Annotated in this window: 24 protein-coding genes, 1 other RNA gene and 1 pseudogene; 12 read left to right on the top strand and 14 right to left on the bottom strand. The window is 73.5% G+C overall.

Translation table 11 applies throughout. The features are described 5' to 3' along the window. Window positions 1-99 precede the first annotated feature (99 nt). From efeO to efeU, 3 genes are read left to right on the top strand one after another with little or no spacing between them, the layout of a single operon-like run. Window positions 100-1,251: an iron uptake system protein EfeO gene (gene efeO, locus ACZ7GJ_RS32160; RefSeq protein WP_470756619.1), complete on the top strand. Its 1,152-nt coding sequence runs from the start codon at window positions 100-102 to the stop codon at window positions 1,249-1,251. A 32-nt stretch (window positions 1,252-1,283) separates the two neighbouring features. Beyond that, entirely contained in the window at window positions 1,284-2,591 is a 1,308-nt protein-coding gene (gene efeB, locus ACZ7GJ_RS32155; protein ID WP_470756617.1) for an iron uptake transporter deferrochelatase/peroxidase subunit, read from the top strand. Between the two features lie 23 nt (window positions 2,592-2,614). Next, the gene (gene efeU / locus ACZ7GJ_RS32150; RefSeq protein ID WP_470756615.1) at window positions 2,615-3,457 is read left to right on the top strand and encodes an iron uptake transporter permease EfeU; all 843 of its coding nucleotides are present in this window, start codon (window positions 2,615-2,617) and stop codon (window positions 3,455-3,457) included. 141 nt (window positions 3,458-3,598) lie between these two features. Here the strand turns inward: efeU and ACZ7GJ_RS32145 are convergent, their stop codons facing one another. After that, on the bottom strand, window positions 3,599-4,348 hold the full coding sequence (locus ACZ7GJ_RS32145) for a bifunctional DNA primase/polymerase (RefSeq protein WP_470756613.1): 750 nt from the start codon (window positions 4,346-4,348) through the stop codon (window positions 3,599-3,601). Window positions 4,349-4,511: 163 nt separating this feature from the next. Next, window positions 4,512-5,126: a TetR/AcrR family transcriptional regulator gene (locus ACZ7GJ_RS32140; protein ID WP_470756611.1), complete on the bottom strand. Its 615-nt coding sequence runs from the start codon at window positions 5,124-5,126 to the stop codon at window positions 4,512-4,514. 98 nt (window positions 5,127-5,224) lie between these two features. Between ACZ7GJ_RS32140 and ddaH the strand changes: the two are divergent. Next, window positions 5,225-6,061, top strand: a pseudogene (gene ddaH, locus ACZ7GJ_RS32135) (dimethylargininase); the annotation flags it as partial. Window positions 6,062-6,126: 65 nt separating this feature from the next. On the opposite strand, the gene ACZ7GJ_RS32130 reads toward ddaH, so the two are convergent. Next, complete coding sequence (locus ACZ7GJ_RS32130) at window positions 6,127-7,152, bottom strand: small ribosomal subunit Rsm22 family protein (protein ID WP_470756609.1); 1,026 nt, start codon at window positions 7,150-7,152, stop codon at window positions 6,127-6,129. A 25-nt stretch (window positions 7,153-7,177) separates the two neighbouring features. Further along, window positions 7,178-8,515 (bottom strand): Bcr/CflA family multidrug efflux MFS transporter, encoded by a 1,338-nt coding sequence (locus tag ACZ7GJ_RS32125; protein ID WP_470756607.1) that lies wholly within the window; start codon window positions 8,513-8,515, stop codon window positions 7,178-7,180. 108 nt (window positions 8,516-8,623) lie between these two features. Between ACZ7GJ_RS32125 and ACZ7GJ_RS32120 the strand changes: the two genes are divergently transcribed. The 3 genes from ACZ7GJ_RS32120 to ACZ7GJ_RS32110 all read left to right on the top strand — a co-directional run bounded on the left by ACZ7GJ_RS32120 (window position 8,624) and on the right by ACZ7GJ_RS32110 (window position 10,935). Continuing rightward, on the top strand, window positions 8,624-9,385 hold the full coding sequence (locus ACZ7GJ_RS32120) for an SDR family oxidoreductase (RefSeq protein ID WP_470756605.1): 762 nt from the start codon (window positions 8,624-8,626) through the stop codon (window positions 9,383-9,385). A gap of 66 nt (window positions 9,386-9,451) precedes the next feature. Then, window positions 9,452-10,363, top strand: a complete 912-nt coding sequence (locus ACZ7GJ_RS32115; protein WP_470756603.1) for a PhzF family phenazine biosynthesis protein — start codon at window positions 9,452-9,454, stop codon at window positions 10,361-10,363. Beyond that, entirely contained in the window at window positions 10,360-10,935 is a 576-nt protein-coding gene (locus tag ACZ7GJ_RS32110) for a GNAT family N-acetyltransferase (RefSeq protein WP_470756601.1), read from the top strand. Before ACZ7GJ_RS32115 ends, ACZ7GJ_RS32110 begins: the two co-directional genes overlap by 4 nt. A gap of 52 nt (window positions 10,936-10,987) precedes the next feature. On the opposite strand, the gene yaaA is transcribed toward ACZ7GJ_RS32110, so the two are convergent. Then, window positions 10,988-11,788: a peroxide stress protein YaaA gene (gene yaaA, locus ACZ7GJ_RS32105; RefSeq protein ID WP_470756599.1), complete on the bottom strand. Its 801-nt coding sequence runs from the start codon at window positions 11,786-11,788 to the stop codon at window positions 10,988-10,990. Window positions 11,789-11,890: 102 nt separating this feature from the next. Here yaaA and ACZ7GJ_RS32100 point away from each other — a divergent pair, with 102 nt between their 5' ends. Then, window positions 11,891-13,330 carry an RNB domain-containing ribonuclease gene (locus ACZ7GJ_RS32100; protein ID WP_470756597.1) on the top strand — a complete coding sequence of 480 codons (1,440 nt, stop codon included), beginning with the start codon at window positions 11,891-11,893 and terminating at the stop codon, window positions 13,328-13,330. A gap of 131 nt (window positions 13,331-13,461) precedes the next feature. Further along, entirely contained in the window at window positions 13,462-14,349 is an 888-nt protein-coding gene (locus ACZ7GJ_RS32095; protein WP_470756595.1) for a helix-turn-helix domain-containing protein, read from the top strand. Window positions 14,350-14,476: 127 nt separating this feature from the next. Here the strand turns inward: ACZ7GJ_RS32095 and ACZ7GJ_RS32090 are convergent, their stop codons facing one another. Together ACZ7GJ_RS32090 and ACZ7GJ_RS32085 are read right to left on the bottom strand one after the other, a co-directional pair. Further along, entirely contained in the window at window positions 14,477-15,361 is an 885-nt protein-coding gene (locus tag ACZ7GJ_RS32090; RefSeq protein WP_470756593.1) for a hypothetical protein, read from the bottom strand. Continuing rightward, on the bottom strand, window positions 15,358-16,095 hold the full coding sequence (locus ACZ7GJ_RS32085; protein WP_470756591.1) for a MerR family transcriptional regulator: 738 nt from the start codon (window positions 16,093-16,095) through the stop codon (window positions 15,358-15,360). Before ACZ7GJ_RS32085 ends, ACZ7GJ_RS32090 begins: the two co-directional genes overlap by 4 nt. A 76-nt stretch (window positions 16,096-16,171) precedes the next feature. Here ACZ7GJ_RS32085 and rnpB point away from each other — a divergent pair. Further along, window positions 16,172-16,574, top strand: an RNA gene (rnpB, locus tag ACZ7GJ_RS32080) — RNase P RNA component class A. Between the two features lie 67 nt (window positions 16,575-16,641). On the opposite strand, the gene ACZ7GJ_RS32075 is transcribed toward rnpB, so the two are convergent. The 4 genes from ACZ7GJ_RS32075 to ACZ7GJ_RS32060 form a co-directional block, all read right to left on the bottom strand. Then, entirely contained in the window at window positions 16,642-17,952 is a 1,311-nt protein-coding gene (locus tag ACZ7GJ_RS32075) for a bifunctional RNase H/acid phosphatase (RefSeq protein ID WP_470756589.1), read from the bottom strand. Continuing rightward, entirely contained in the window at window positions 17,952-18,695 is a 744-nt protein-coding gene (locus tag ACZ7GJ_RS32070) for a zinc ribbon domain-containing protein (protein WP_365917378.1), read from the bottom strand. The genes ACZ7GJ_RS32075 and ACZ7GJ_RS32070 overlap by 1 nt, the downstream gene beginning before the upstream one ends. Then, complete coding sequence (locus ACZ7GJ_RS32065) at window positions 18,692-19,558, bottom strand: Nif3-like dinuclear metal center hexameric protein (protein WP_470756587.1); 867 nt, start codon at window positions 19,556-19,558, stop codon at window positions 18,692-18,694. The genes ACZ7GJ_RS32070 and ACZ7GJ_RS32065 overlap by 4 nt, the downstream gene beginning before the upstream one ends. A gap of 100 nt (window positions 19,559-19,658) precedes the next feature. Next, complete coding sequence (locus tag ACZ7GJ_RS32060; RefSeq protein ID WP_470756585.1) at window positions 19,659-20,696, bottom strand: ABC transporter substrate-binding protein; 1,038 nt, start codon at window positions 20,694-20,696, stop codon at window positions 19,659-19,661. 208 nt (window positions 20,697-20,904) lie between these two features. Between ACZ7GJ_RS32060 and ACZ7GJ_RS32055 the strand changes: the two genes are divergently transcribed. Beyond that, window positions 20,905-21,987, top strand: coding sequence for a hypothetical protein (locus tag ACZ7GJ_RS32055; protein WP_470756583.1), 1,083 nt, complete (start codon window positions 20,905-20,907; stop codon window positions 21,985-21,987). A 25-nt stretch (window positions 21,988-22,012) separates the two neighbouring features. Here ACZ7GJ_RS32055 and ACZ7GJ_RS32050 read toward each other — a convergent pair whose 3' ends face one another. Genes ACZ7GJ_RS32050 through ACZ7GJ_RS32040 form a run of 3 tightly spaced genes read right to left on the bottom strand, consistent with a single transcriptional unit; the run spans window position 22,013 to window position 24,933 of the window. Further along, window positions 22,013-22,954, bottom strand: a complete 942-nt coding sequence (locus tag ACZ7GJ_RS32050; protein ID WP_470756581.1) for a 3-oxoacyl-ACP reductase — start codon at window positions 22,952-22,954, stop codon at window positions 22,013-22,015. 24 nt (window positions 22,955-22,978) lie between these two features. Beyond that, complete coding sequence (locus ACZ7GJ_RS32045) at window positions 22,979-24,055, bottom strand: Zn-dependent alcohol dehydrogenase (RefSeq protein WP_470756580.1); 1,077 nt, start codon at window positions 24,053-24,055, stop codon at window positions 22,979-22,981. 23 nt (window positions 24,056-24,078) lie between these two features. Then, a complete protein-coding gene (locus tag ACZ7GJ_RS32040) occupies window positions 24,079-24,933 on the bottom strand; it encodes a MaoC/PaaZ C-terminal domain-containing protein (RefSeq protein WP_470756578.1) in 855 nt (284 codons plus the stop codon). Window positions 24,934-25,186: 253 nt separating this feature from the next. Between ACZ7GJ_RS32040 and ACZ7GJ_RS32035 the strand changes: the two genes are divergently transcribed. Next, window positions 25,187-25,546, top strand: coding sequence for a response regulator (locus tag ACZ7GJ_RS32035; RefSeq protein WP_470756657.1), 360 nt, complete (start codon window positions 25,187-25,189; stop codon window positions 25,544-25,546). The last annotated feature ends 77 nt before the right edge of the window (window positions 25,547-25,623 follow it).

Genomic DNA, 25,623 nt, shown 5'->3' with positions numbered 1-25,623 from the left:
GAGTGGGTATGGGTCAGGTAAGCCTCGGTTAAGTTAGGTCCGCCTCACCGGCCTCTCCCTGTTGGGACGGCCCCTTCGCCCGACGCCCAGGAGCCCCCTATGCGCCCCGCCCGCCTCACCGTCGTCGCCGCCTCCCTGGTGGCCGCTCTGACCGCCGTCACCGGCTGCTCCCAGAAGAGCGACGCGGGCGGCGACGGCGCGATCAAGGTGGCGGCCTCCGACAGCGCCTGCGACGTGTCGAAGACCGAGTTCCCCGCGGGCAAGGTGCAGATCGACGTCGAGAACAAGGGCTCGAAGGTCACCGAGGTCTACGTCCTCTTCCCGGACGCCCGCATCGTGACCGAGCGCGAGAACATCGGCCCCGGCACCAAGGCCTCCATCACCGCCGAGATCAAGGCGGGCGAGTACGAGATCGTCTGCAAGCCCGGCATGAAGGGCGACGGCATCAAGCAGAAGGTCAAGGCCACCGGCAAGGGCGCCGCCGAGGAGAAGCGCAGCCCCGAGGCGGACGCCGCGGTCGCCGCCTACCGCGCGTACGTGGTCACGCAGGCCGAGGAGACCCTCCCCAAGGCGCAGGCCTTCGCCGACGCCGTCAAGGCCGGTGACGTCGAAGCCGCGAAGAAGCTGTACGCGCCCTCCCGCATCGGCTGGGAGCGCACCGAGCCGGTCGCCGAGTCCTTCGGCGACATCGACCCGAAGGTCGACGTCCGCGAGGACGGCCTGGAGGCCGGTCAGGACCCCGCGAAGGACTGGACCGGCTGGCACCGCCTGGAGAAGGCCCTGTGGGTCGACAACAAGATCGGCGACGAGGAGAAGAAGCTCGCCGACACCCTGATGGCGGACCTGACCGACTGGCAGAAGAAGGTCGGCCAGGCGGAGATCACCCCCACCTCGATGGCCAACGGCGCCAAGGAGCTCCTCGACGAGGTCGCCACCGGCAAGGTCACCGGTGAGGAGGAGCGTTACTCCCACACCGACCTGGTCGACTTCAAGGCCAACGTCGAGGGCGCGCAGAAGGCGTACGAGCTGCTCAAGCCGATCGCGGCGAAGAACGACCCGGAGCTCGCCAAGCAGCTGGACACCCAGTTCGCGGCGATGAACACCCTCCTGGACAAGTACCGCACCGACAAGGCCTCCTACGAGTTCACCTCGTACGACAAGGTCGGCGAGCCGGAGCGCAAGGAGCTCTCGGACGGCGTCAGCGCCCTCGGCGAGCCGCTCTCCAAGCTCGCCGCCGCGGTCGCGAAGTAACCGGCAGAGACAGAAGCAGGCGGGAGAGCAGGATGAGCGGGTCCGAGTCGGCGGCGCAGCAGCAGCCGCAGCAGGACGGCGGCGGCGACAATGACAGCGCGACGACGACCGCGGCCGCGCCCTCGCGGCGTTCCGTCCTGGGCTGGGGCGGGGCCGGGCTCGCGCTCGGCGCCGCCGCGGCCGGCGGTGCGGCGGCGGCCTTCGGCGGCGGCTCGGACATGGTGTCGGCGGCCGCGGCCGGGGCGGCCGTGCCGTTCCACGGCGAGCACCAGGCCGGCATCGCGAGCGCCGTGCAGGACCGCCTGCACTTCGCGGCCTTCGACGTGAAGACGAAGGACCGCGCGGAGCTGGTCAAGCTCCTCAAGGAGTGGACCGAGGCGGCCCGCCGCATGACGGCGGGCCGGCCGGTGGGCGAGGGCGGCTTCGGCGGCCTGCCCGAGGCTCCGCCGGACGACACCGGCGAGGCGCTGGGCCTGAAGGCCTCCCGCCTGACCCTGACCATCGGCTTCGGTCCGGGCCTGTTCGCCAAGGACCGGTTCGGCCTGGAGGGCAAGCGCCCCGAGGCGCTCGTCGACCTGGAGCTGTTCCCCGGCGACAACCTGGACCCGGCCCGCTCCGGCGGCGACCTCTGCGTCCAGGCCTGCGCCGACGACCCGCAGGTCGCGGTGCACGCGATCCGCCAGCTGGCCCGCATCGGCTTCGGCAAGGTGGCGGTGCGCTGGTCGCAGCTGGGCTTCGGCAAGACCTCCTCGACCACGCCCGAGGAGCAGACCCCGCGCAACATGATGGGCTTCAAGGACGGCACCCGGAACATCTCGGGCACCGACAAGGCGGCCCTGGAGAAGCACGTGTGGGTCGGCCCGGGCGACGGCAGCGACTGGCTGACCGGCGGCTCGTATCTGGTGGCCCGGCGCATCCGGATGCACATCGAGACCTGGGACCGCACCCCCCTGCAGGAGCAGGAGGACATCTTCGGCCGCGACAAGGGCGAGGGCGCACCGGTCGGCAAGTCCAAGGAGCGCGACGAGCCGTTCCTGAAGGCGATGAAGCCGGAGGCGCACGTCCGCCTCGCGCACCCGGACACCAACAACGGTGCGACGATCCTGCGCCGCGGTTACTCCTTCACGGACGGCACGGACGGTCTGGGCCGCCTCGACGCGGGTCTGTTCTTCCTGGCCTACCAGCGCGACGTCCGCAAGGGCTTCATCCCGATCCAGCGCAATCTGGCGAAGTCCGACGTCCTCAACGAATACATCCAGCACGTGGGTTCGGCCGTCTTCGCCGTCCCGCCGGGCGTCCGCGACAAGGACGACTGGTGGGGCCGGACGCTGTTCGCGTAGTCCCCGCCGGAGAGGAAACCGCCGTGTTCGGCAACTATCTGATCGGCCTGCGCGAGGGGCTGGAGGCCAGCCTGGTCGTCTGCATCCTCGTGGCCTACCTGGTGAAGACCGAGCGGCGGGAGGCGCTGCGCCCCGTCTGGCTGGGCATCGCGATCGCCTGCTCGATCTCGCTGGCCTTCGGCGCCCTGCTGACCTGGGGCAGCCAGGAGCTGACCTTCGAGGCGCAGGAGCTGCTGGGCGGCAGCCTGTCCATCGTCTCCGTGGCCCTGGTGACGTGGATGGTCTTCTGGATGAAGCGCACCGCGCGGCACCTGAAGAGCGAGCTGCACGGCAAGCTGGACACGGCGCTGGCCATGGGCACCGGCGCGCTGGTCGCCACCGCCTTCCTGGCGGTGGGCCGCGAGGGGCTGGAGACCGCGCTGTTCGTGTGGGCCTCGGTCCGGGCGAGCGGCGAGGGCTCCTCGGCGCCGCTGATCGGGGTGCTGCTGGGCATCGCCACGGCCCTCGTGCTGGGCTGGCTGTTCTACCGGGGCGCCCTGAAGATCAACCTCGCGAAGTTCTTCAAGTGGACCGGCGGCATGCTGGTGATCGTGGCCGCGGGCGTCCTCGCGTACGGGGTCCACGACCTCCAGGAGGCCCGCTTCCTGGGCGGCCTGAACGACAAGGCCTTCGACATCAGCTCGGCGGTCCCGCCGGACAGCTGGTACGGGACCCTGCTCAAGGGCGTGTTCAACTTCCAGCCCGACCCGACGGTGGTCCAGCTGACGGTGTGGGCGCTGTACCTGATCCCCGTGCTGGCGTTGTTCCTGGCCCCGGCCGTGACGCGCGGCAAGGCGCAGCCGGAGCGGGAGCCGAGCCGCTCCTGAGTACGCGGGACGCATGACGGGCCCGCATGGCGAAGGCCCCGGTACGCGCGGTGTGCGCGTCCGGGGCCTTCGCCGTGCGGGCCGGGCGTTAGGGGGTGTCTGGCGGATGTCCGCGGCGTCGCGACGCCCGGCAGACACCCCCTAGCGGCCCAGGGGCCAGGCGACCGCCGCGGGGGTCTGCTCGGAGGCGCCGGCGTACTGGGCGCAGGCGTCGGTCAGGGTCTCCAGGAGGGTGAGGGGGTCCGGGAGCGGGTGTTCCATGCCGCGGAGCCAGGTGACCGCCTGGTCACCGGGGAGCGCGGCCGGCGGTACGAGGACGTAGCTGCCGCGGCAGTGCCAGCGCAGGCCCGGGTGCTCGTCCATCGTCTCGGGGTGGCAGTCCAGTTCGCAGGGCCACCACTCGTCCTCGTCCTCGGGGGTGCCGCGGGTGGCGGTGAAGAACAGCATGCGGGCCTGGTCCCCGGTTCCCTGGGACTCGGCGACCGGTCCCACCTCGACGCCGGCGGCCAGCAGCCGGGCCAGGGCGGCGACGCCGGCCTCCAGCGGGACGTCGAGGACGTCGTGGACCATGCCGGTCGCGGTGATGAAGTTGGCCTGCGGCTGGCTGCGGGCCCAGCGTTCGACCTGGGCGCGGTCGGTGGTGGACTGGGTCTGCCAGGCGAAGGAGAGCGGGTGCCGCGCGGGCGTCGGACAGCCGATCCGGTCGCAGGAGCAGCGGTAGCCGGCGGGGTGGGCGGCGGGGGCGATCGGGAGGCCTGCGGCGGCGACGGCCAGGAGCAGCGCCTCGCGTTCCCTGCCGGGGTCCTCGGGAGCGGGTTTCGGCCTGCGGCGCAGCCACTGCGAAATCCTGCTCTGCTCGCCGCGTTTGACGCGGCCGGACTCAGACCCCATCTATCCCCTCACCTCACCGTTGCCCCGGCGGACCCTCACATGGTCCCACCATCCTGCGCCCCGGGTGACCGCTCTCCTCAACCGGGGGGTTGCGGACAGGGCACTGGCCACCCCTACATAACCACAGAAATCGGCCATATGTTCTCGGCCATTGATCTGGCCCCTACACGCCGGTGACCTTTCCCACCCCCGCCAGGACCCGGTCCACCAGCGCGTCCGTATAGGCGTGCGTCAGCGGAGCCGTCCGCAGCAGCCACCGGTGCGTCAGCGGCCCGACCAGCATCTCGACGACCAGGCGCAGATCCACGTCCGCGTCGAGCTGGCCGGCCTCGCGGGCGGCGCGCAGCCGCCCCTCGTACAGGGCGAGCTGCGGCTCCAGCAGCTGCTCGTTGAAGCGGGCGCCCAGCTCCGGGTCGGTCGCGCCGGCCGCGGTGAGGGCGCGCGCGGGCGCCTCGTACTTCTCGTCGTTGAACTCGTCGACCGTCAGCCGCAGTACGTACTTGAGGTCGGCCGCGAGGTCCCCGGTGTCCGGGAAGCCGTCCCAGTCGGCTTCCGCCTCGGAGTGCCCGGCGAGCGCGAGCGAGGCGTCCAGGAGGACCGCCGCCTTCGACGGCCACCAGCGGTAGATGGTCTGTTTGCCCACGCCTGCCCGGGCGGCGATGGCCTCGATGGTCAGCTTGTTGTAGCCGACCTCCCCGACCAGGGCGAGCGCGGCGTCGAGGATCGCGCGCCGGGACCGGTCGCTACGGCGCGACGCGTCGGGAGACTTGGGGTTCATTTTCGGCAATTTACCAACCCGGGACCTCTCGTCTTTCAGCCGTCCCGGAAACCACCCAATCAGTTCACTGCGCCGTCCGCGTTGAGGAGAGACGATTCTCTTCTCATCATCGTGAGGAGCCTTCTTTGCGCAGAGACGCCACACCCCGGCGCTACCTGATGTGCCCGCCCGCGCACTTCAAGGTCACGTACTCCATCAACCCGTGGATGGACCCCACGAAACCGGTGGAACTGCCCCTCGCACTCGCCCAGTGGGAAGACCTGAGGGACCGCTACCGCTCCCTCGGCCACACCGTCGAGACCCTCGTGCCCGACCCCGCGCTGCCCGACATGGTCTTCGCGGCGAACGGCGCCCTGGTCGTCGACGGCCGGGTGCTGGGTGCGCGCTTCGCCTACCCGGAGCGGGCCCCCGAGGCGGAGATCCACCTCGGCTGGTTCCGGGCCAACGGCTTCCCCGAGGTCCACGAGCCGTCCCACGTCAACGAGGGCGAGGGCGACTTCGCCGTCACCGCCACCTACATCCTCGCGGGCCGGGGCTTCCGCTCCAGCCCGCTCTCGCACGACGAGGCCCAGGAGTTCTTCGGCCGTCCGGTCATCGGCCTCGACCTGGTGGACCCGCGCTACTACCACCTCGACACGGCGCTGTCCGTCCTCGACGGCGACGAGGTCATGTACTACCCGCCCGCGTTCTCCGCCGGGAGCCAGGCCGTGCTCAGGCGGCTCTTCCCGGACGCGCTGATCGCCGACGGCCAGGACGCGGCGGCCCTCGGGCTCAACGCCGTCTCGGACGGCCTGCACGTCCTGCTCCCGCAGGCGGCGACCGGACTGCTGAGGCCCTTGCGCGACCGGGGGTTCGAGCCGGTGCCGATGGATCTGGGCGAGCTGCTCAAGGGCGGCGGCAGCGTGAAGTGCTGCACCCAGGAGCTACGGCCCTGACGCGCGCAGGCACCGGCCCCGGCACCGGTGGCGCTAGCCCTCGGTGGCGCTAGCCCTCGGTGGCGCTAGCCCTCGGTGGCGGGGGGCCAGGCCTGACCCCAGTCGGCGTCCCGCGCCGCCTTGTAGAGGTCCCCGTGGCGCTTGGTCACGTTGACCCGGGTCAGGCCCGGCGCGTCACCGTCCTGCGGGCCGCACAGTTCCAGCAGGACGAGCCCCTTCCTGATCTGCGGCCTGCGCGTGATCCGGGAGGCTGCCGGCTCGACCGGGAAGCGCGTCGCCGCGACGTAGCTGAACTTCTCGTCCTCGTACGGGAGCGAGCCGCCCTTGACCTTCCGGTGCAGGGAGGAGCGGCTGACCCGCGCCGAGAAGTGGCACCAGTCCTGCCCGACCTCGATCGGGCAGGTCCCGTCGTGCGGGCACGGGGCCGCGACCCGCAGCCCGGCCTCGATCAGCTGGTCGCGGGCCTCGCGGATGCGCAGGTAGCCCTCCGGGGTGCCCGGCTCGATCAGGACCACGGCCTGCCCGGCGCGGGCCGCCTCGGCGACGACCGCCCGGCGGGCCTCCGGCGTCAGCTCGCCCAGCACGTACGAGACCGTCACCAGGTCCGCCTCCGGGAGCTTCAGTCCCGCTCCGATGACGGCCCGCCGCCAGTCGGCGCCGCGCAGCGCCGGGGAGCCGGAGGCCGCCGCCAGTTCACGGCCGAGGGCCAGCGCCGGCTCCGCCCAGTCCAGTACCTCGGTGGTCCGCGGCCCGTCCCAGGTGGCGTCCACGGCCCAGGTCGCCGCTCCCGTGCCACCGCCCACGTCCACGTGCGAGCCCGGGGCCCACTGCGGGGCCGCTTCGGCGAGGGCGTCCAGGGCGGCCCGTACGGCCTCGAAGGTGGCCGGCATCCGGTACGCCGCGTACGCCGCCACATCCGAGCGGTCCCGCAGCACGGGGGCGTTGGTCGGGGTCTGCCCGCGGTAGTTGGCGATCAGCCGCTCGACGGCGGCCGTGGCCTGCTTCGGCGGGAGCCCGTCGAGCAGTCCGCCGAGCGCGCTGCGCAGCGTTGCGGCGGTGGTGGTGGAGGCGGAGGCGGCGGAGTCGTTCACCTCCGAAGTTTACGGCTCCCGCGGGTCACCCGGACCGCTCGGCGGACGGCTGGGCGGCGGCCGGCCGGGCGGCCGCCGGCTCCCGGTTCTGCCACGGCCGGCACATGCCGAGGAAGCAGGCCGCCGACAGCAGCGCGCACGCCACCTGGACCACGGCCATCGGTACCGCCGTGTCCTCGCCCGCGATCCCGACCAGCGGCGAGGCGACGGCCCCGACGAGGAAGGAGGAGGTGCCGAGCAGCGCGGAGGCCGACCCGGCCGCGTGCGGGGTGCGCATCAGGGCCAGTGCGTTGGTGTTCGGCAGGACCACGCCCATCGCCGACATCAGCACGAACAGCCCGGCGGCGATCGGCACGAGCCCGACCTCGCCGAACGCCCCGGCCGACATCAGCAGCAGCGCCGTCGAGGCGGCCATGATCAGTCCGAGGCCGACGGCCAGCACCTTGTCCATGCTGACGCGGCCGACCAGCAGCTTGCCGTTGACCTGGCCGGCGGCGATCAGGCCGATGGAGTTGAGGCCGAACAGCAGGCTGAAGGCCTGCGGCGAAGCCCCGTAGATCTCCTGCACCACGAACGGCGAGGCCGCGATGTACGCGAAGAGCGCGGCGAAGGCGAAGCCGCCCGCCAGGGTGTACCCGGCGAAGACCCGGTCGCCGAGGAGGCCGCGCATGGTCCGCAGTGCGGCGCCCACGCCACCGGTCTGCCGGCGCTCGGGCGGCAGGGTCTCGCCCAGGCAGCGCCAGGTGACCAGGGTGAGCACGGTGCCGACGGCGGTGAGCACGACGAAGACCCCGCGCCAGTCGGCGAAGCGCAGCACCTGGCCGCCGATGAGCGGGGCGATGATCGGGGCGGTGCCGGATATCAGCATCAGGGTGGAGAAGAACCTGGCCATCTCGACCCCGTCGTACAGGTCGCGTACGACGGCCCGCGCGATGACGATCGCCGCCGCGCCGGCCAGCCCCTGGAGCAGGCGGAAGCCGATCAGGAGCTCGGCGCTGGGGGCGAGGGCGCAGATCGCGGTGGCGAGGACGTAGACGACCATGCCGGCGAGCAGGGGCCTGCGGCGGCCCCACTTGTCGCTCATCGGGCCGATGACGAGCTGGCCCAGCGCCATGCCGGCGAGGCAGGCGGTGAGAGTGAGCTGGACGGTCGCGGCGGGGCTGTTCAGGGCGTTGGTGACCTCCGGCAGCGCCGGGAGGTACATGTCCATGGACAGCGGGGGCAGGGCGCTGAGACCGCCCAGGATGAAGGTGACGAGCAGTCCCGTACGGCGGGCTGCCGTCAGGGGTGCGGCGGGTGTGGTGGTGGAGGGCGTCGCGGGCGACGGTTCCGAGGGGGCCGTCGCGGGGCCTCTCTCCGACATACGGAACTCCAGTCCTTTTATCGTTTCCTCACACCCCCGACCGACCCATGCTCTCAGCAATTGGAACGTCCCGGGGCCGGTGCCCGCTGTGACGTAACCTGCGGCCCCATGAACGAAAGTGGGAAGAAGATCGCCGTGGTGACCGGCGCCGGATCCGGGATCGGCCGCTCCGTGGCCCTGACCCTGGCCGCCGCCGGATGGGCGGTGGCCGCCGCCGGCCGCCGCACCGAACCGCTGGAGGAGACGGCCAGGGTGGCCGGCGACGGCGCGGACGTGCTGTGCGTACGGGCCGACGTCAGCGACCCCGCCGACGTGGCCGCGCTGTTCGAGGCCGTACGCGAGCGGTACGGGCGCCTCGACCTGCTCTTCAACAACGCGGGCACCTTCGGGCCGGGCGGCGTCCCGCTGGAGGACATCACCTACGAGGCCTGGCGCTCGGTGGTCGACGTCAACCTCACCGGGGCCTTCCTGTGCGCCCAGGCGGCCTTCCGCCAGATGAAGGCGCAGGACCCGCAGGGCGGCCGCATCATCAACAACGGTTCCATCTCCGCCCACGTGCCGCGGCCGAACTCGATCGCCTACACCGCGACCAAGCACGCCATGACCGGCCTGACGAAATCCCTGTCGCTGGACGGGCGGCCGCACCGGATCGCGTGCGGGCAGATCGACATCGGCAACGCGGCCACCGAGATGACCGAGCGGATGCAGACCGGGATCATGCAGGCCAACGGGCAGCTGGCGGTGGAGCCGGTGATGGACGCGGCCGACGTGGCGCGCACCGTGCTGCACATGGCGGAGCTCCCCCTGGAGGCGAACGTGCAGTTCGCGACGGTGATGGCCACGGCGATGCCGTACATCGGGCGCGGCTGAATCCCGACCGTGGAATACCGCGGCCGGGTGGGGAATGCCGGGCCGGAGCGGGAAGTTGAGGCGATCATGACCGAGACTGCCGTGACACCCGAGGTCCTGCGCTACACCGCCTTCTCCGCCGACCCGGCGGGCGGCAACCCCGCCGGGGTCGTGCTCGACGCGACCGGGCTCGACGACGCCCGGATGCTGGAGATCGCGGCCGGCCTGGGCTACAGCGAGACCGCCTTCCTCACCGCCCCGCCGCAGTCCCTCGGCGGCGAGCCCGGCCGGGCCTTCACCGTGCGCTACTTCAGCCCGAAGGCCGAGGTCCCGTTCTGCGGGCACGCCACCGTGGCCACCGCCGTGGCGCTGGGCGAGCGGATCGGCCCCGGCGAGCTGCTCTTCGCGACCCGGGCCGGGACCGTGCCCGTCTCGGTGACCGGCTCGGCGACCGGCTCGGCGACCGGCTCGCAGGGCGAAGGCGCGGGCGGCCTGCGGGCCACGCTGACCAGCGTCGAACCCCACGTGGAGGAGATCTCGGAGGCCGACCTCGCCGAGGCGCTGGCCGCGCTGGACTGGCCCGCGGCGGACCTGGACCCGCGGATCCCGCCCCGGATCGCCTACGCCGGCGCCCGCCACCTCGTGCTCGGCGCCGCCACCCGGGCCCGGCTCGCGGACCTCGCGTACGACTTCGCCCGGCTGGAGGCGCTGATGCGGCGCCTGGACCTGACCACCGTCCAGCTGGTGCACCGGGCGGGCCCGGCGGTGTTCCACGTACGGGACCCCTTCCCCGTCGGCGGCGTCGTCGAGGACCCCGCCACGGGAGCCGCCGCGGCCGCGTTCGGGGCGTACGCCCGCGAGCTCGGCCTGGTCCCGGCCGACGCGGACCTCACCCTCCACCAGGGCGAGGACATGGGCCGCCCCGGTGTCCTGACGGTGCAGCTGCGGGCGGGCGAGCCCCGGGTCCGGGTGGGCGGCGCCGGGGTACGGATCCCGTGACCCCCGGCCCGACGATCGAGACGTACGGGGCCGACGCCCTGCCCGCCGCACTCGCCGCCCAGGTCGCCGCCCTGGAGGCGCACGCCTGGCCCGGGTCGCGGGCCGGCCACGACCCGGCGCTCGCACCCCGGACGATGGTGCTGCTGGACGGGTCCGGGGCGGTCGCCGCCTCGCTGGCGCTGCTGTACAAGCCGGTGCCGCTCGCGGGCCGGACCTACCGCGCGGCCGGGCTCAGCTCGGTGGTGACCCGGGCCTCCGCGCGCGGCCGGGGCTACGGCGGGCGGCTGGTGGCGGCGGCCCGCGCGGCGCTCGCCGCCGACCCGGCCGTGGACGTGGCGCTGTTCAGCTGCGACCGGGAGCTCACCCCGTTCTACGAGGCGGCCGGCTTCCGCGTCCTTGCGGGCGCGGTCCTGGTCGGCGGGACCCCGCAGGACCCGCTCGCCACGGACGCTCCGGGCTTCGACAAGAACGTCCTGGCGGCCTTCTTCACCGCCGACCCGGCCGCGGACCGCGCCGCCTTCACGGGCGTTCGCATCCCGCTCCACCCGGGCGCGGTCGACCGCCTCTGGTGACCCTGCCGGGGGACGGCCCGTCGGGTGACGGCCCCGTCGGGTGACGGCCCCGTCAGTGGATCTGCGTCACGACCACGTCGAGGGACCAGGCCTTCGCCGCCTTGGCGGGGGCCTGCGCCTCCACCGTGAAGCCCAGGTCCCGCAGGGCCGTGACCAGCTCCGCCGGGGATCCGGGCCGCGCGCCCGCCAGCAGCAGGTCGCGTACCAGCACGCCCTTGGTGTGCTTGTTGAAGTGGCTGACCACCGACCGCTTCTCCACCCCGTCCACGATCTGCGAGTGCAGCACCCGCACCGTGGCCGTCCGGCCGGCCGTCTCCCCCTTCGGCTTCCACGCCGAGGCGTACGCCGAGGAGCGCAGGTCCAGGACCAGGTCCTCCCCCGCCGCCTCGGGCATCACCGAGGCCATCGGCTCGCGCCAGTACGCGTTCAGCGCGCCCAGCCCCGGCAGCTTCACACCCATCGAGCAGCGGTAGGAGGGGATGCGGTCCGTGACCTTCACCGCGCCCCACAGCCCGGAGAAGACCAGGAGGGACTCCTCCGCGAGGGCGCGCGCCGCCGCCGGCAGGGTGGCCAGGCCCAGCGCGTCGTACAGCACGCCGGTGTAGATCTCCCCCGCCGGGCGGGCGGCGGCGCCGCGCAGCTCCGCGTTCTTGGCGACCTCGCCCCGCAGCCCCTCGCTCAGGCCCAGCACCTCACGGGCCTTCGTCTCGTCCCCCGCGCACAGGTCGACCAGTTCCTCCAGTACGGCCGCGCGCGCGGCGGCCAGTCCCGGCAGCGACAGCGTCTGCGGCTCCAGGGGTACGCCGGGCCCGCCGGCGGCCTTTCCCTCGGACGGCGGCAGCAGCACGAGCACGGTGGTTCTCCTTCGGTACGACGCGGCGCAGGGGGTGCGGCCCCCGGCCCAGGGTAAGGCTCTCGCCGCGCCGCCCCGGCCCCACCGCCATAGGCTCGGTCCATGCCACGCCGTCACATGAGCATGACCGGCGCAGACGGGGCTGCCCTGCGGGCCGCGCTGCGTGAACTGCGGACGAAGCTGGAGGTGCCGCAGGAGTTCCCGGCCGCGGCGCTCGCGGAGGCCGAGCGCGCGGTGGCCGATCCGCGCCTCCCGGACCTCGACGCCACCGACGTCCCCCTCTTCACGATCGACCCGCCGGCCTCCCGGGACCTGGACCAGGCCATGCACCTGGCGAAGCGGCCCGGCGGCGGCTACCGCGTGCACTACGCCATCGCCGACGTCGCCGCCTTCGTGACCCCCGGCGGCGCCCTCGACGCCGAGGCCCACCGGCGGATCAGCACCCTCTACTTCCCCGACGCGAGGGTCCCGCTGCACCCGGCCGTGCTCTCGGAGGGCGCGGCCAGCCTGCTGCCCGACCAGACCTGCCCGGCCCTGCTGTGGCGGCTCGACCTGGACTCCGACGGCCGGGTGGAGACCACCGACGTACGCAGGGCCCTGGTCCGCAGCCGGGCCAAGTTCGACTACGAGGGCGTCCAGAAGGCCATCGACACCGGCACGGCGCAGGAGGCGCTGGCCCTCCTGAAGGACGTCGGCCGGCTGCGCGAGGCCCTGGAGCAGGAGCGCGGCGGCATCTCGCTGAACGTGCCCGAGCAGGAGATCGTCGAGCACGGCGGCTCGTACTCCCTGGCCTACCGCGCCCCGCTCCCGGCGGACGGCTGGAACGCGCAGATCTCCCTGATGACGGGCATGGCGGCCGCCGAGCTGATGCTCGCCGCCGGCACCGGCATCCTGCGGACCCTGCCCAGCGCCCCCGACGGGGCGGTCGGCCGGCTGCGGCGGGCCGCGAAGGCCCTGCGGATCGACTGGCCGCACCACGTCCCGTACTCCGAGCTCGTCCGCTCCCTCGACCCGCACCTGCCGGCCCACGCGGCGTTCCTCCAGGAGTGCACGGCCCTGCTGCGCGGCGCCGGGTACACCGCCTTCAGCGGCGGGGAGACACCCGACCCGGTCCTGCACGCGGCGGTGGCCGCCCCGTACGCCCACTGCACCGCGCCGCTGCGCCGGCTCGTCGACCGGTACGCGGGCGAGCTGTGCGTGGCGGCGGTCGCGGGCGCCGAGCCGCCGCAGTGGGCGGTGGACGCGCTGGACGCGCTGCCGCGGGAGATGGCGGACGGCGGACGGCGGGCCAACACGGTGGAGCGGGAGTGCGTGGACCTGGTGGAGGCGGCGCTGCTCAAGGACCGCGTCGGGGAGACCTTCGAGGGCACCGTGATCGACGTCAAGGAGCACGAGCCGCTGGTCGGCACGGTCCACCTGGAGGAGCCCGCGGTCGTCGGCCGCATCGAGTCCGCCTCGGAACTGCCGCTGGGCGACCGGATCAGGGTCCGGCTCACGCAGGCCGACCCGGGGACCTCGAAGATCCTTTTTGCCCCGGCCTGACCGGTCCGGCCCTCCCCCGCCTCCCGACGGCCCCGGCGCCACAGCTCTGGCACGACGGCCCCGGGCCTGTCATCATCTGCGCACCGCGCGGTCCGAGGGGCCGCTGGCAACGGCAGGGGGAGGGCCCGGGGATGGGGTCCGTCGACGTGCACGGGCCGCCCCCGGCGGGGTTGCGCGGGGCGCGCCGCCGGCCGGCCGCCGCGCTGCGGCCGCTCATCGTCAACTACACCGGATTCGAAACGGAGTTCACCGCCCCGCGCCGCCGGCTGGAGCTGCCCACCGGGTTCGTGACCCTGGTCTTCACCTTCACGGAGGGGTTGTGGGTGACCCGTACGGAGGGGCTCGCGACGACCCGGCTGCGACCCGCCTCCCGGGCCATGATCAGCGGCCCGCGCACGGTGCCGGCGATCGGGGTCCACTCGGGCGCGGTGCGCGGCCTGGAGGTGAACATGAGCCCCCTCGGCGCCTACCGGCTGTTCGGCATCCCGATGGCGCACTTCGAGGACGCGCACGTGGACCTGCTCGACGTGCTCGGCCCCTCGGGCAGGCACCTGGCCGACCGCTTGCAGTCGCTCCCCTCGTGGCCGGAGCGCTTCGCCCTGCTCGACGAGGTGTTCTGCGGGCGGTTGGAGCGCGGTCCCGCCGCCGCGCCGGAGGTGCGCGGGGCGCTCGCCCTGCTGTGGGCCGACAGCGGGTCGCTGGCCCGGGCGACCGCCGAGACCGGGTGGAGCGCGCGCAATCTGCGGGCGCGCTTCCGGGAGCAGGTGGGCCTGTCCCCCAAGGGCATGGCGCGGGTGTTCCGGCTCCAGCACGCCCTGCGGCTGCTGTCGGCGGGGATGGCGGGGGCTCAGGTGGCGGCCGCCTGCGGCTTCCACGACCAGGCGCACCTGAGCCGGGAGGTGAAGGCCATGACGGGGCTGCCCCCGTCGGGCTTCGTCAGGCTGCGCGGCGGCCTGCCCCCGGGTTCGCCCCTGGACCGGCTCCCGGGCCGGATCACCAGCGTGATGCTGTCGGGCTGAGCCCGGGCCGAGCGGGCCCGGCCCGGCCGGAGTGCCGTTTTTGACAAGACAGGGCCGGTCGGGCTTGCCACGCTCGGCGTACGACTCCTCCTCCCCCCGGAGAGTCCCCACGCACTGCGGCAGCCCGTCACGGGGGTGCGGGTTGCCGCAGTGCGGCCACCAGCGCACGGGGGTCGTCGGCGTGGAAGCGGATCGTGCGGGCCTCGGCCCGGGCCCCGAGCGGGCGGGTGAAGCCGAGCGGCCGGGACAGTTCCAGGGTGACGGTGGTCTGGCTGCCGACGATCAGGTCGAGCACACCGTCCCCGGACACGGTCACCAGCCGGCCCTCGGGGTAGCGGCGGTCCACCCGGACCGAGGCCACCGCGTCCGGCGGGACCATCAGGTCGAAGAGCGCGCCGTAGCGGATGCGCAGCGAACCGTCGGGGCGGACCACGTGCGGCCGGGTGACGCAGGCCGCGTGCATCGCGAGCACGAGCGCGACCCCGTACAGGTCGAGGACCAGCACCATCCGGTGGACGGCCGGCCAGGGGATGAGGAAGCCCAGCGCGACGGTCTCGATCACCGACACGAAGGCCATCGCGTACATCATGGCCGTCTGCGGTCCGGTGTACGCGGCGGCGAGGTCGCCGGGGCGCACCCCGTGCGGCGGCCGGCGCAGCACCCACCGGCCGAGTGCGGCGCCGGCCCGCAGCTCGTGCAGGACGAGGCGCCGGACCGGCGCCGGTACGACGGCCCGGACCGCCCCCAGCAGGGCCGCCCGGGGAGCCTCGCCGCGGGCGCGCCGCCCGGCGTACAGGCCGCGCAGTACCGCGGCCTCCAGGACGAGGACCCCGAGCACGAGCGCCTCGGCGACGGCGAGGAGCCACCCGGGCGGCCGCACCCCGGACGCGAGGCAGAGGACGAGGGCCAGTTCGCCGGGTATGACGGCGGCCGCCGCCAGCCGCGCGGCGCGCAGACCCCGTACCCGTGGCGCCCCGTTGCCGCTACTGCTCCCGCTCCCGTTCCCGCTCATCCCCGGCCCCTCTCCATGAACGCCTCCATCACCCGGCGTACGACTTCCGCCTGCGCGGGGGCGTATTCGGCGAGCAGCGCCTCCTTGAACCCGGCCACGACCGGCCTGCCGTCGGTCTCGATCAGCTCGAACACCTCGTCGGGGACGGCCGCCACCAGCGCGGCGGCGAGCGGCACGATCCGCGGGTCGTCGGCGGGGGCGTCGGCCAGCTCGTCCAGCCGCTCGTAGAGCCCGAGCACGCCCGGATCGGCGGCGAGTTGCCCCAGCGCGGCGTAGACCCCCTCGCCGATCGTGCCCGAGGCGTCGAGCAGCGTCAGGTGCTCACGGTCCTTGGCTGCGGCCGGTGAATCCGTCGGCGGGGCCTTCGCCAGCAGTGCGGCGAGCTGCGGCGAGAGCGGCTCGCCCTCCCCGGGCGGCGCGCCCCGCAGCACCGCGAGGCGGCTGCGGCGCTCGTGGAGCTCGGCCTCCTGCCGCGCGAGGTCGGCGTCGAGCTCTTCGAGTACGTCGGCCAGCTCGCGCCCCGCGTCGTCCGCGAGCACGTCGCGCACCTCGTCGAGGCTCAGCCCGAGCTCGGTCAGCCGGCGCACGCGGGCGAGCAGGACGGCGTCGCGCACGCTGTAGGCGCGATAGCCGTTGGGGCGCCGCTCCGGCTCCGGGAGCAGGCCGACATGGTGGTAGTGCCGGATCGCCCGGGTGGTGACCCCGACGAGCGCGGCGATCTCTCCGATCCGCATGGGGCCAGTAGAAACCCTGCCGCTGCGTCAAGGTCAAGCGCCAACACGTTGCAGGTAGCATGGTCGGCACGACAGACGAGTCGGCCGGGCGGCCGCGTCGGGATCCCCGGATCCCGCCGAGGAACGTCCGGGCTCCACAGGGCAGGGTGGTGGGTAACGCCCACCCGGGGTGACCCGCGGGACAGTGCCACAGAAAACAGACCGCCGGGGGCTTCGGTCCCCGGTAAGGGTGAAACGGTGGTGTAAGAGACCACCAGCGCCTGAGGTGACTCAGGCGGCTAGGTAAACCCCACCTGGAGCAAGGTCAAGAGGATCCGTCCCCGGACGGGTCTGCGCGAACGCTTGAGGGCTGCCCGCCCGATGTTCGCGGGTAGACCGCACGAGACCGGCGGCAACGCCGGTCCTAGATGGATGGCCGTCTCCCCGGCGACCGCGAGGTCTCCGGGCGACAGAACCCGGCGTACAGGCCGGCTCGTCTGCCGTCACACACGCAGAAGGACCCCCGCCCGATGGGCGGGGGTCCTTCCGTTTCTTGCCCACGGCGCCTCAGCGCAGGTGCGAGGTGTCGTTCAGCAGCCGGACCGAGGCGTTGCCGTCGGCGTAGTAGGCCACCGCCGACAGCGAGGCCGCCGACAGCTCCATGCGGAACAGCGCCTCCGGCGGCGCCCCCAGCGCGAGGCGCACCAGGACCTTGACCGGGGTCACGTGCGTGACCAGCAGCACCGTGCGGCCCGCGTACTGGGCCAGCAGCCGGTCCCGGGTCGCCGAGATGCGGCGGGTGGCGGCCATGAAGCTCTCGCCGCCGCCCGTCGGGGCCGCCTTCGGGGAGTCCAGCCATGCCTGGAGGTCGTCGGGGAAGCGTTCGCGCGCCTCCGCGAAGGTGAGCCCCTCCCAGGCGCCGAAGTCCACCTCGCGCAGGCCCTCTTCGACCACCACCTCCAGTCCGAGGCGGTCGGCCACGGCCTGGGCGGTCTCCCGGCAGCGGCGCAGCGGGGAGCTGACGACGGCCTGTACGGTGCCCCGCGCGGCCAGTGCCCCGGCGACGGCGGCGGCCTGGCGGCGGCCGGCCGGGGACAGCTCCGGGTCGGTGCCGCCGCTGCCGGAGAAGCGCTTCTGCGGGGTGAGCGCGGTCTCGCCGTGCCGCAGCAGCACGAAGGTGGCGGGGGTACCCATGTCGGGGCCCCAGCCGTTCGCGGCGGCCGGCGCGGGCTGCGCACCGGTCTGACCGGGCACGCGCGCCTCGGCCTCGGCGAACAGCGCACCGGCGCCGCCCGCTTCGGCGGCCGGGGCCTCGGCCGCGCCGGTCCTCGTAGCACCGCCGGAGGCGGAGGCCAGGGCCGCCCGTACGGCCGCGGCACCCTTCGCCGCATCGCCCGGAGGCCCGGCCAGGGCCCTCGCCGCCGAGGAGTCCAGCGCGGCCGACGAGGCCGACGGCTCCCACTGCTTGCCGCGCTTGCCCGCGTCCATGGCCTCGTTGGCGAGCCGGTCCGCGTGCTTGTTCTTCTCGCGCGGGATCCACTCGTACTTCACCTGCGAGCGCGGCAGGATCGTCGCCGCCTCCGCCGCGAGCGGCTTCATGTCCGGGTGCTTGATCTTCCAGCGGCCCGACATCTGCTCGACGACGAGCTTGGAGTCCATGCGGACGAGGACCACCGCGTCGGGGGACAGCTCGCGGGCGGCCTTCAGCCCGGCGATGAGCCCCTTGTACTCGGCGACGTTGTTCGTCGCCACGCCGATGTACTCGGCGCGCTCGGCCAGCGTCTCCCCCGTCACCGGGTCGAGGACCACCGAGCCGTAGCCGGCGGGCCCCGGGTTGCCCCGGGAGCCCCCGTCGGCCTCGACGACAAACTGCGGCATCAGATGCCCGAGTCGGCCGTACGGACCAGGATGCGGCCGCAGCTCTCGTGGCGGACGACCTGGTCGCGGGCGGCGGCCTTGATCTCGTTGACCTCGGCGAGGTCGAGCTCCAGGCGGCAGCCCTCGCAGCGGCGCTGGTACAGGCGCGCGGCGCCGACGCCGCCCTGCTTGACGCGGATCTTCTCGTACAGGGCGATCAGCGCGGCCGGCATGGACGCGACGATGACCTCGCGGTCCTTGGCGATGCCCGCGACCTCGGCGTCGATCTCACCGGTGGCGGCGTCGCGGCGCGCGGTGGCGTCCGCCAGCTTGGCCTCCAGGGCGGCGACGCGCTCGGTGATGCCGGTGACCCGCTCCTGCGCGGCCTCCAGGCGCTCCATGACCTCCAGGACCACGTCCTCCAGGTCGCCCTGCCGCTTGGCCAGGGAGACGACCTCGCTCTGCAGGTTCGCCAGGTCCCGGGCGGAGACGCCCGTGCCGGAGTCCAGGCGCGCCTGGTCGCGGGCGGCGCGCTGGCGCACCTGGTCCACGTCCTGCTCCGCCTTGGTCTGCTCGCGGGCGGCGTCGCTCGCCTGCGTCTGGGCGGCGACGAGCAGGTCGCGCTGCTGGCTGAGGTCCTTGGTCAGCGAGTCGACCTCGGCGTGCTCGGGCAGCGACTTGTGCTTGTGGGCGAGCTGAGACAGCCGCACGTCCAGGGCCTGGACGTCGAGAAGTCGGATCTGGTCGGCGGGCTCGGCGTTCAGTTGGGGGCTCCTGAGATAGAAGAGGGAGATGAGGAAACGTCGGACGGCGCGTGGGCCGTCCACGGGTCGGTGACCGTGCGCGAGACGTGGGTGCGAAGACCCCAGCCGTGGCGCTCGGAGATCGCGTCGAGCTGCGCGGCGGCCTGCTCGCACCAGGGCCATTCGGTGGCCCAGTGGGCGGCGTCGACGAGGGCGAGCGGGCTCTGCTCGCGGGCCTCGGACACCGGGTGGTGGCGCAGGTCGGCGGTGAGGAAGGCGTCCACGCCGGCGGCGCGGACCTGCGCGAAGAGGCTGTCGCCGGAGCCGCCGCTGACGGCGACGGTACGGATGAGCGCGTCCGGGTCGCCGGCCGCGCGGATGCCCTGCGCGGTGCGCGGGAGCCGGGCGGCGGCGCGGGCGGCGAACTCGCGCAGGGTCTCGGGGTGGTCCAGCTCGCAGATCCGGCCGAGGCCGCGGCGGCCCTCGGGGTCGGTGGGATCGGGCACGAGGGGGCCGGTGATGCGCAGGTCCAGGGCGCCGGCGAGGGCGTCGGAGACCCCGGGGTCGGCGGTGTCGGCGTTGGTGTGGGCGACGTGCAGCGCGATGTCGTTCTTGATCAGCGTGTGCACGACGCGGCCCTTGAAGGTGCCGGCCTCGACGGTGGTGGTGCCGCGCAGGTAGAGGGGGTGGTGGGTGACGACCAGGTCAGCGCCCAGCTTCACGGCTTCGTCGACGATGTCCTGCACGGGGTCCACCGCGAACAGCACCCGGGAGACCTCGGCGTCGGGGTCGCCGCAGACGGTGCCGACGGCGTCCCACTGCTCGGCCCGCGAGGGGGGCCAGAGAGCGTCCAGCGCGGCGATGACTTCAGAGAGACGGGGCACGGGCCAAGGCTACCGTCCGTGGCGACCGCCCGGCCGTTCCCCCTTTGGAGGACCGGCCGGACGGTCGGGCGGGCCGGCTTGCGTGTGCCGGGCGGGGACGTTACTTCACGAGGAAGCCGCGCAGGTCGTCCAGGACCTTGTCGGCGGCGGTCACGCCGAGGCCCAGGTACCAGGTCTCGTCCGGAACGTCCTTGGCCTGGCCCTTCTTCACGGCCTCCAGTCCCTTCCACAGCGGGTTGCCCTCGGCGGAGTCGCGCTTGGTCTTGTCCTGGGCGCCGTAGACGCCGGTGAAGATCCAGTCGGCCGCGGCCTCGTCCATGCGCTCGGGGCTGATCTCGACCGCGAGGTCCTCGGCCTGCTGGTTCTGCGGGCGGGGGATGCCGGAGTCCTTCAGGATCGTGCCGATGAAGGAGGCGCCCGCGTACAGGCGGGTCTTGCCCGGCATGTAGCGCAGCATCGTGACGGTCGGCTTCTTCTCGCCGAGGTCGTCGCCGAGCTTCTTCGCCTTGGCCTGGTAGGCGTCGAGCTTGGCCTTGGCCTCGGCGGTCTTGTCGAGCGCGGCCGCGTTGAGGAGGTAGTTCTCCTTCCAGGGGAAGCCCGGGCGGATGGAGAACACGGTCGGGGCGATCTTGGAGAGCGCGTCGTACTTGTCGGCGGAGCGGAGCTGGCTGCCCAGGATCAGGTCGGGCTTGAGCGCGTTGATCGCTTCGAGGTTGAGGTTGTTGATGGTGCCGACGGACTTGGGCTCGCCCGCGTCCTTCTTGAGGTAGGCGGGGATGCCGTCGTCGCCCTCGGTGGGCGCGTAGCCGACGGGCTGCATGCCGAGGGAGACAACGTTGTCCAGTTCACCGACGTCCAGGACGACGACGCGCTTGGGCGCGGCCTTGAGCTCCGTGCTGCCCATCGCGTGGGTGACGGTGCGCGGGAACTGGCCGGCCGCGGAGGTGGTCCCGAAGGCCGCCGTCTTCTTCGCCGCCTCCGAGAAGTCCTTGCCGCCCTGGGCGACGGCCTTCTTCTCGCCGCCCGCGGCCGGGGCGTCCTTGCCCGCCTTGTCGTCCTTGCCGCCGCAGGCGGCGAGGGCGAGCGCGGCGGCGGTGGCGAGGGCGACGGCTGCGGCTGAGCGGCGTCGGAGGGACATGGGAGAACTCCTGGGATCGGGGGCGACACGGCAGTTAGGCAAGCCTAACCAGCTCCTCACCCTAAACGCCCCGATATCGCACAGCACAATCGTCAGCACGGCCATGGGGGAATCACCGCCCGGCCACCCGTATGTGTGAAGCATGAGCAGTCGTGTTGTTCGGCAGGAAGTGCGAAAACTAGCTTCCTTAACCGGAGGTGACGCGCAGATGACTGTCTGTGCCATCGAGATCACGACGACGGCCCCCTTCACCATCGCCGCGGACGGCTCGTACGCCGCTCGGCTCGCCGGGGACGGTGAGGCGCGCTACCCGGAGCGGTGGACGCTGACCGGCCCCGAGCCGTACGCCGTACCGCTGCCGCTCGCACAGCCCGAGGAGGCGGACAGCGAGGTGCTGCCGCTCGCCGACGGGCGGGTGCTGATCCACCGGCGGGTGGCGGACCGGCACGCCTTCGCGCTCCTGTACCCGACGGGCGGGGCCGCGGCGGGCCCGCGGACCGGGCAGTTGGAGCTGGGCGCGGTCGTGCCCGAGGGGGAAGACGTACGGGTCACCCTGCTGCCCCCGTCCCCCGACGGCTGCGGGGCCTTCGCCCTGGCCGCGGGCGAGTCCGGGACCACCGTGTGGCAGGTGGCCGGCACCCCGTTCGGGCCCGAGCCGGTGGCCCGGATCCCCGGACGCTGCTCCGGCGGGGTCTGGCTGGACCGCACGGGCCGGATACTGGCGCTGGACCGCGAGCTGGACGGGGTCGTCAAGGCCGTCGCCGTGGACCTGGGCCGCGGCGGCGAGGTCTCCCCGCTGCTCCAGATCGCGGAGGGCAGCGCCGACCGGCTGCTGCTGGCCGACCCCGACAGCGGGCTGCTGCTGATCCGCTCCGACGCCCCGGGCGAACAGCGCCTGGGCTGGGGGGTGCTGGGCAGTGCCCGGCCGGTGCGGTTCCCGGAGTGCCTGCGCGCCGACGGGGCCACGGCCGTGCCGTTCGCGGTGCAGCCGGGGCAGGCCCTGATGCCGGAGAGCTGCGGGGTCGCGCTGCGGCTGGACGACGGCGGACTCGCCCTGTGGCGCCCCGCCGACCGGCACGTGTTCCGGCTCGGCGGGCCCGTCGGCTGGCTCGGCGGGACGGGGCTGTGGAGCGCGGAGGGCCGGCTGCACCTCCCGTACGCGACGGCCGAAGTGCCGTGCGGGATCCTCGGGATGAGCCTGCCGGTGGCCCCGCCGCCGCCGATCCGGCTGGAGCCGGTCCCGGCCGCCGCGGCGAGGCCCGTCCCCCTGCAACAGGCCCCGCTGCGCTGAGCCCCGGCCGCGGTCCCGGCCGCGGTCAGCCGTGCTTGAGGCCCAGCACTTCCGCGGCGGCGAAGGTCTCGTTCGCCGGGCGGGACTCGTAGTGCGGGGTGAGGACCTCGTCCAGCTCCTCGTAGGAGAAGGCCTCCTTGGTGGTGTCGAACTTCGCCGCCACCTTCGGGCGCTCCATCACGACGACGATGCCGCCGTGCACGACGAACAGCTGCCCGTTCGCCCTGGCCGAGGCGGGCGAGGCCAGGTAGCCGACGAGCGGGGCGACGTGCTCGGGGGCGAGGGCGTCGAGCTTGCCCTCCTCCGGGACCTGGAAGCCCGCGAAGACGTCCTCCGTCATACGGGTCCGGGCGCGCGGGCAGATGGCGTTGGCCGTGACCCCGTACTTGGCCAGGGCCAGGGCGGTCGAGGTGGTCAGACCCACGATCCCGCCCTTGGCCGCGGCGTAGTTCGGCTGCCCGGCGGAGCCGCCGAGGAAGGCCTCGGAGGAGGTGTTGACGATCCGGCCGTAGACCGGGCCGCCGGCCGCCTTCGACCGCTCCCGCCAGTGCACGGAGGCGAAGTGCGTGGTGTTGAAGTGGCCCTTGAGGTGGACCCGGATGACCGAGTCCCACTCCGCCTCCGACATCGAGAAGACCATCCGGTCGCGCAGGATGCCCGCGTTGTTGACCAGGATGTCGAGCTTGCCGAAGCTGCCGACCGCCAGCTCGACCAGCCCGCGCGCCTGCTCGAAGTCGGCCACGTCGCCGAGGTGCGCCACCGCCTGCCCGCCCGCGGCCCGGATCTCGGCGGCGACCTCCTCCGCCGGGGCGGCCGAGGCCTCCCCGGAGCCGTCGCGCCCGCTCTGTCCGAAGTCGTTGACGACCACGCTCGCGCCGAGCCGGGCGAGTTCGATCGCCTCCGCCCGGCCGAGACCGCGGCCGGCGCCCGTGACGATGGCGGAGAGTCCCTCAAGTGGCAGTGACATCCGTACGGTTCCTCTCGAAACAGGTCAGAGTTCGATGCAGGTGCGCAGGGCGACGCCGGTGCGCATCTGGTCGAGGGCGTCGTTTATCTCGCCGAGCTGCACCCGGTGCGTGATCAGGCCCGCCAGGTCCACCCGGCCGGCCCGCCACAGCGCGATGGTGCGCTCGTACGAGCGGAGGACGTCGCCGCCCCCGTACATCGACGGCAGGATCTTCTTCTCGTCGAAGAACAGCGAGAACATGTTGATCGAGTAGTTGTCGTCGAGCGCGCCCGCGCCGACCACGACCACCGAGCCGCCGCGCCGGGTCATCTCGTAGGCGGTGTGCGCGGTCGCGGACTTGCCGACCACCTCGAAGACGTAGTCGAAGCCCTCGCCCGCGGTGATCCGGTTCTTGGCGTCGCCGAAGGCGTCCGGGGCGACCGCTTCGGTGGCGCCGAAGCGCAGCGCAGCCTCGCGGCGGGAGGCGACGGGGTCGACGGCGACGATCTGGGCGGCGCCCTGCACCTTGGCGCCCTGGATGACGGAGATGCCCACGCCGCCGCAGCCGATGACGGCGACCGAGGATCCGGCCTCGACCTTGGCGGTGTTGATGGCCGCGCCGAGGCCGGTGGTCACGCCGCAGCCGATCAGCGCGGCGATGTCGAAGGGGACGTCGTCGGGGATGGGCACGGCGCAGCCCGCCGGGACCACCATCTCCTCGGCGAAGGTGCCGGTGCCGGCGAAGCCGAAGATGTCGCTGCCCGCGCGGCGGAAGTTGGCGGTGGCGACGTTGCCGAAGGCCTCCAGGCACAGGTGGCCCTGGCCGCGCCGACAGGACGGGCAGTGCCCGCAGGGCGGCAGCCAGCAGACGAGCACCCGGTCGCCGATCTTGTGGGTGGTGACCCCGTCGCCGACGTCCGTGATCACGCCGGAGCCCTCGTGGCCCGGGATGAAGGGGGCGGGCTGCGGCAGGACGCCGCTCATGGCGGAGAGGTCGGAGTGGCACAGGCCGGTGGCCTTGATGCGGATCCTCACCTTGCCGGGGCCGAAGCCCACGGCCTCCATGTCGTCGACCACTTCGAGCTTGTCCTGGCCGATCTCGCTCTGCAGTGCTGCGCGCACGGTGCGGCTCCCTTGTGTCGGTATTACTGGTGTTCGACGACGGTGTCGGCGAGGACCGGCGCGTCGTCCCGGTCGACGGCGGTCACCGAGACGAGGACGCGGGCGGGCTCCTGCCACATCCGGATCCGCAGGGTCTCGCCGGGGAAGACGATCCCGGCGAAGCGCGTCCGGTAGGCGCGGACCCGGGACACGTCCCCGCCGAGGGCCGTGTCGACGACGGCCTTGAGGGTCATCCCGTACGAGCACAGGCCGTGCAGGATCGGCCGGTCGAAGCCGGCCAGCTTGGCGAACTCGGGGTCCGCGTGCAGGGGGTTCCAGTCGCCGGAGAGGCGGTACAGCAGCGCCTGCTCCTCGCGGATCGTCCGCTCCTCGACGCGGTCGGGGGCCCGCTCGGGAAGCTCCTCCCGGACGGAGGGGCCGCGGTCGCCGCCGAAGCCGCCTTCGCCCCGTACGAAGATCGACGCGTCGGAGGTCCACAGCGGACCGTCGGCGTCCGCGACCTCGGTGCGCAGGACGACCACGGCCGCCTTGCCCTTGTCGTAGACGGCGGCGACCTTGGCGGTGGAAGCGGCCCGGCCCTTGACCGGGATGGGCCGGTGCAGCTCGATGGACTGGCCGCCGTGCAGCACGTGGGCGAGGTTGACCTCGATGCCGGGGGCCGCGAGGCCGCCCATCATGGCCATGCCCGCGCCGGCGACGGTCGCGAAGCTGGGGAGCACGTGGAGCTTGGACTCCAGGGTGTAGCGCAGCTCGTCGGGGTCGGTGGCGGGCAGACCCGCGCCGAGGCCGAGGTGGTAGAGCTGGATGTCCTTGTGGTCCCAGGCGATCTCCCCTTGGCGGGGGTCGGCGGCGAGGGCCCTGGCGGCATCGATCGGCATGGGGATGCTGCTCCCTGTCTTGTGAAATCGACGCAATGGAAGACCTCGGTGCGGCCGTCCGCACCGTCGGCCGCACCGAGGTCGTATGCGGGACCGGCACTCTAGAACGCGTTCTAGGTATCCGGTGAGGGAATGTATAACGCACGCCCCAGCAGTTGGGAAGACTCCTGACTTAACGTCAGAATCACTCAGAGGCAGGCGTGTTGCACGATCGGTGCGGACCAGCGGGTCCTACCCTGGCCGGGTGGACGAGATGCCCGTGAACCACCGCCCGACCCGCTCCTTGCGGGTGCTGCTGGCGTTCCCCGACGCCGCCGCGCTGGCGGTGCGGCTCGGGCTCCAGCCCGACATCGAGGTGGTGGCCACCGCGCTGGCCCGGCCCGCGGTGGCGCTGGTCGAGGAGCTCGGGGCGGTCGCCGAGCTCCTCGGGGAGGACCCGGAGTGCCGGGTCCTGGTCCTGACGGGCTCGGCGCACCCGGGCCTGCGGGAGGCCGCACTGGAGGCGGGCGCGGCGGGGCTGGTCCTACGGGACGGCCCGATCGAGGAACTGGCCGATTCGATCCGCCGCGCGTCCATGGGCGAAACGGTGGTCGACCCGGCCCTCGAACCCTGAACGCCCGCGGGGCAATTCCAGCCCCGCCCGGGGGCACCTCCCAGCGGTAGCTGGGGGAGATTGAGGCGCGGGTCCGG

This window comes from Streptomyces sp. NPDC037242 (assembly GCF_055604165.1).
Note: the sequence above shows the minus strand (reverse complement) of the source record. Positions and strands in the feature narration are given on the sequence as shown.

Bases quoted from the DNA above. Each gene is read 5' to 3' on its own strand.
- efeO (WP_470756619.1), top strand. From the start codon at position 100: ATGCGCCCCGCCCGCCTCACCGTCGTCGCCGCCTCCCTGGTGGCCGCT.
- efeB (WP_470756617.1), top strand. From the start codon at position 1,284: ATGAGCGGGTCCGAGTCGGCGGCGCAGCAGCAGCCGCAGCAGGACGGC.
- ACZ7GJ_RS32145 (WP_470756613.1), bottom strand. From the start codon at position 4,348: ATGGGGTCTGAGTCCGGCCGCGTCAAACGCGGCGAGCAGAGCAGGATT.
- ACZ7GJ_RS32140 (WP_470756611.1), bottom strand. From the start codon at position 5,126: ATGAACCCCAAGTCTCCCGACGCGTCGCGCCGTAGCGACCGGTCCCGG.
- ACZ7GJ_RS32125 (WP_470756607.1), bottom strand. From the start codon at position 8,515: ATGTCGGAGAGAGGCCCCGCGACGGCCCCCTCGGAACCGTCGCCCGCG.
- ACZ7GJ_RS32120 (WP_470756605.1), top strand. From the start codon at position 8,624: ATGAACGAAAGTGGGAAGAAGATCGCCGTGGTGACCGGCGCCGGATCC.
- ACZ7GJ_RS32115 (WP_470756603.1), top strand. From the start codon at position 9,452: ATGACCGAGACTGCCGTGACACCCGAGGTCCTGCGCTACACCGCCTTC.
- ACZ7GJ_RS32100 (WP_470756597.1), top strand. From the start codon at position 11,891: ATGCCACGCCGTCACATGAGCATGACCGGCGCAGACGGGGCTGCCCTG.
- ACZ7GJ_RS32095 (WP_470756595.1), top strand. From the start codon at position 13,462: ATGGGGTCCGTCGACGTGCACGGGCCGCCCCCGGCGGGGTTGCGCGGG.
- ACZ7GJ_RS32090 (WP_470756593.1), bottom strand. From the start codon at position 15,361: ATGAGCGGGAACGGGAGCGGGAGCAGTAGCGGCAACGGGGCGCCACGG.
- ACZ7GJ_RS32085 (WP_470756591.1), bottom strand. From the start codon at position 16,095: ATGCGGATCGGAGAGATCGCCGCGCTCGTCGGGGTCACCACCCGGGCG.
- ACZ7GJ_RS32075 (WP_470756589.1), bottom strand. From the start codon at position 17,952: ATGCCGCAGTTTGTCGTCGAGGCCGACGGGGGCTCCCGGGGCAACCCG.
- ACZ7GJ_RS32060 (WP_470756585.1), bottom strand. From the start codon at position 20,696: ATGTCCCTCCGACGCCGCTCAGCCGCAGCCGTCGCCCTCGCCACCGCC.
- ACZ7GJ_RS32055 (WP_470756583.1), top strand. From the start codon at position 20,905: ATGACTGTCTGTGCCATCGAGATCACGACGACGGCCCCCTTCACCATC.
- ACZ7GJ_RS32050 (WP_470756581.1), bottom strand. From the start codon at position 22,954: ATGTCACTGCCACTTGAGGGACTCTCCGCCATCGTCACGGGCGCCGGC.
- ACZ7GJ_RS32040 (WP_470756578.1), bottom strand. From the start codon at position 24,933: ATGCCGATCGATGCCGCCAGGGCCCTCGCCGCCGACCCCCGCCAAGGG.
- ACZ7GJ_RS32035 (WP_470756657.1), top strand. From the start codon at position 25,187: ATGCCCGTGAACCACCGCCCGACCCGCTCCTTGCGGGTGCTGCTGGCG.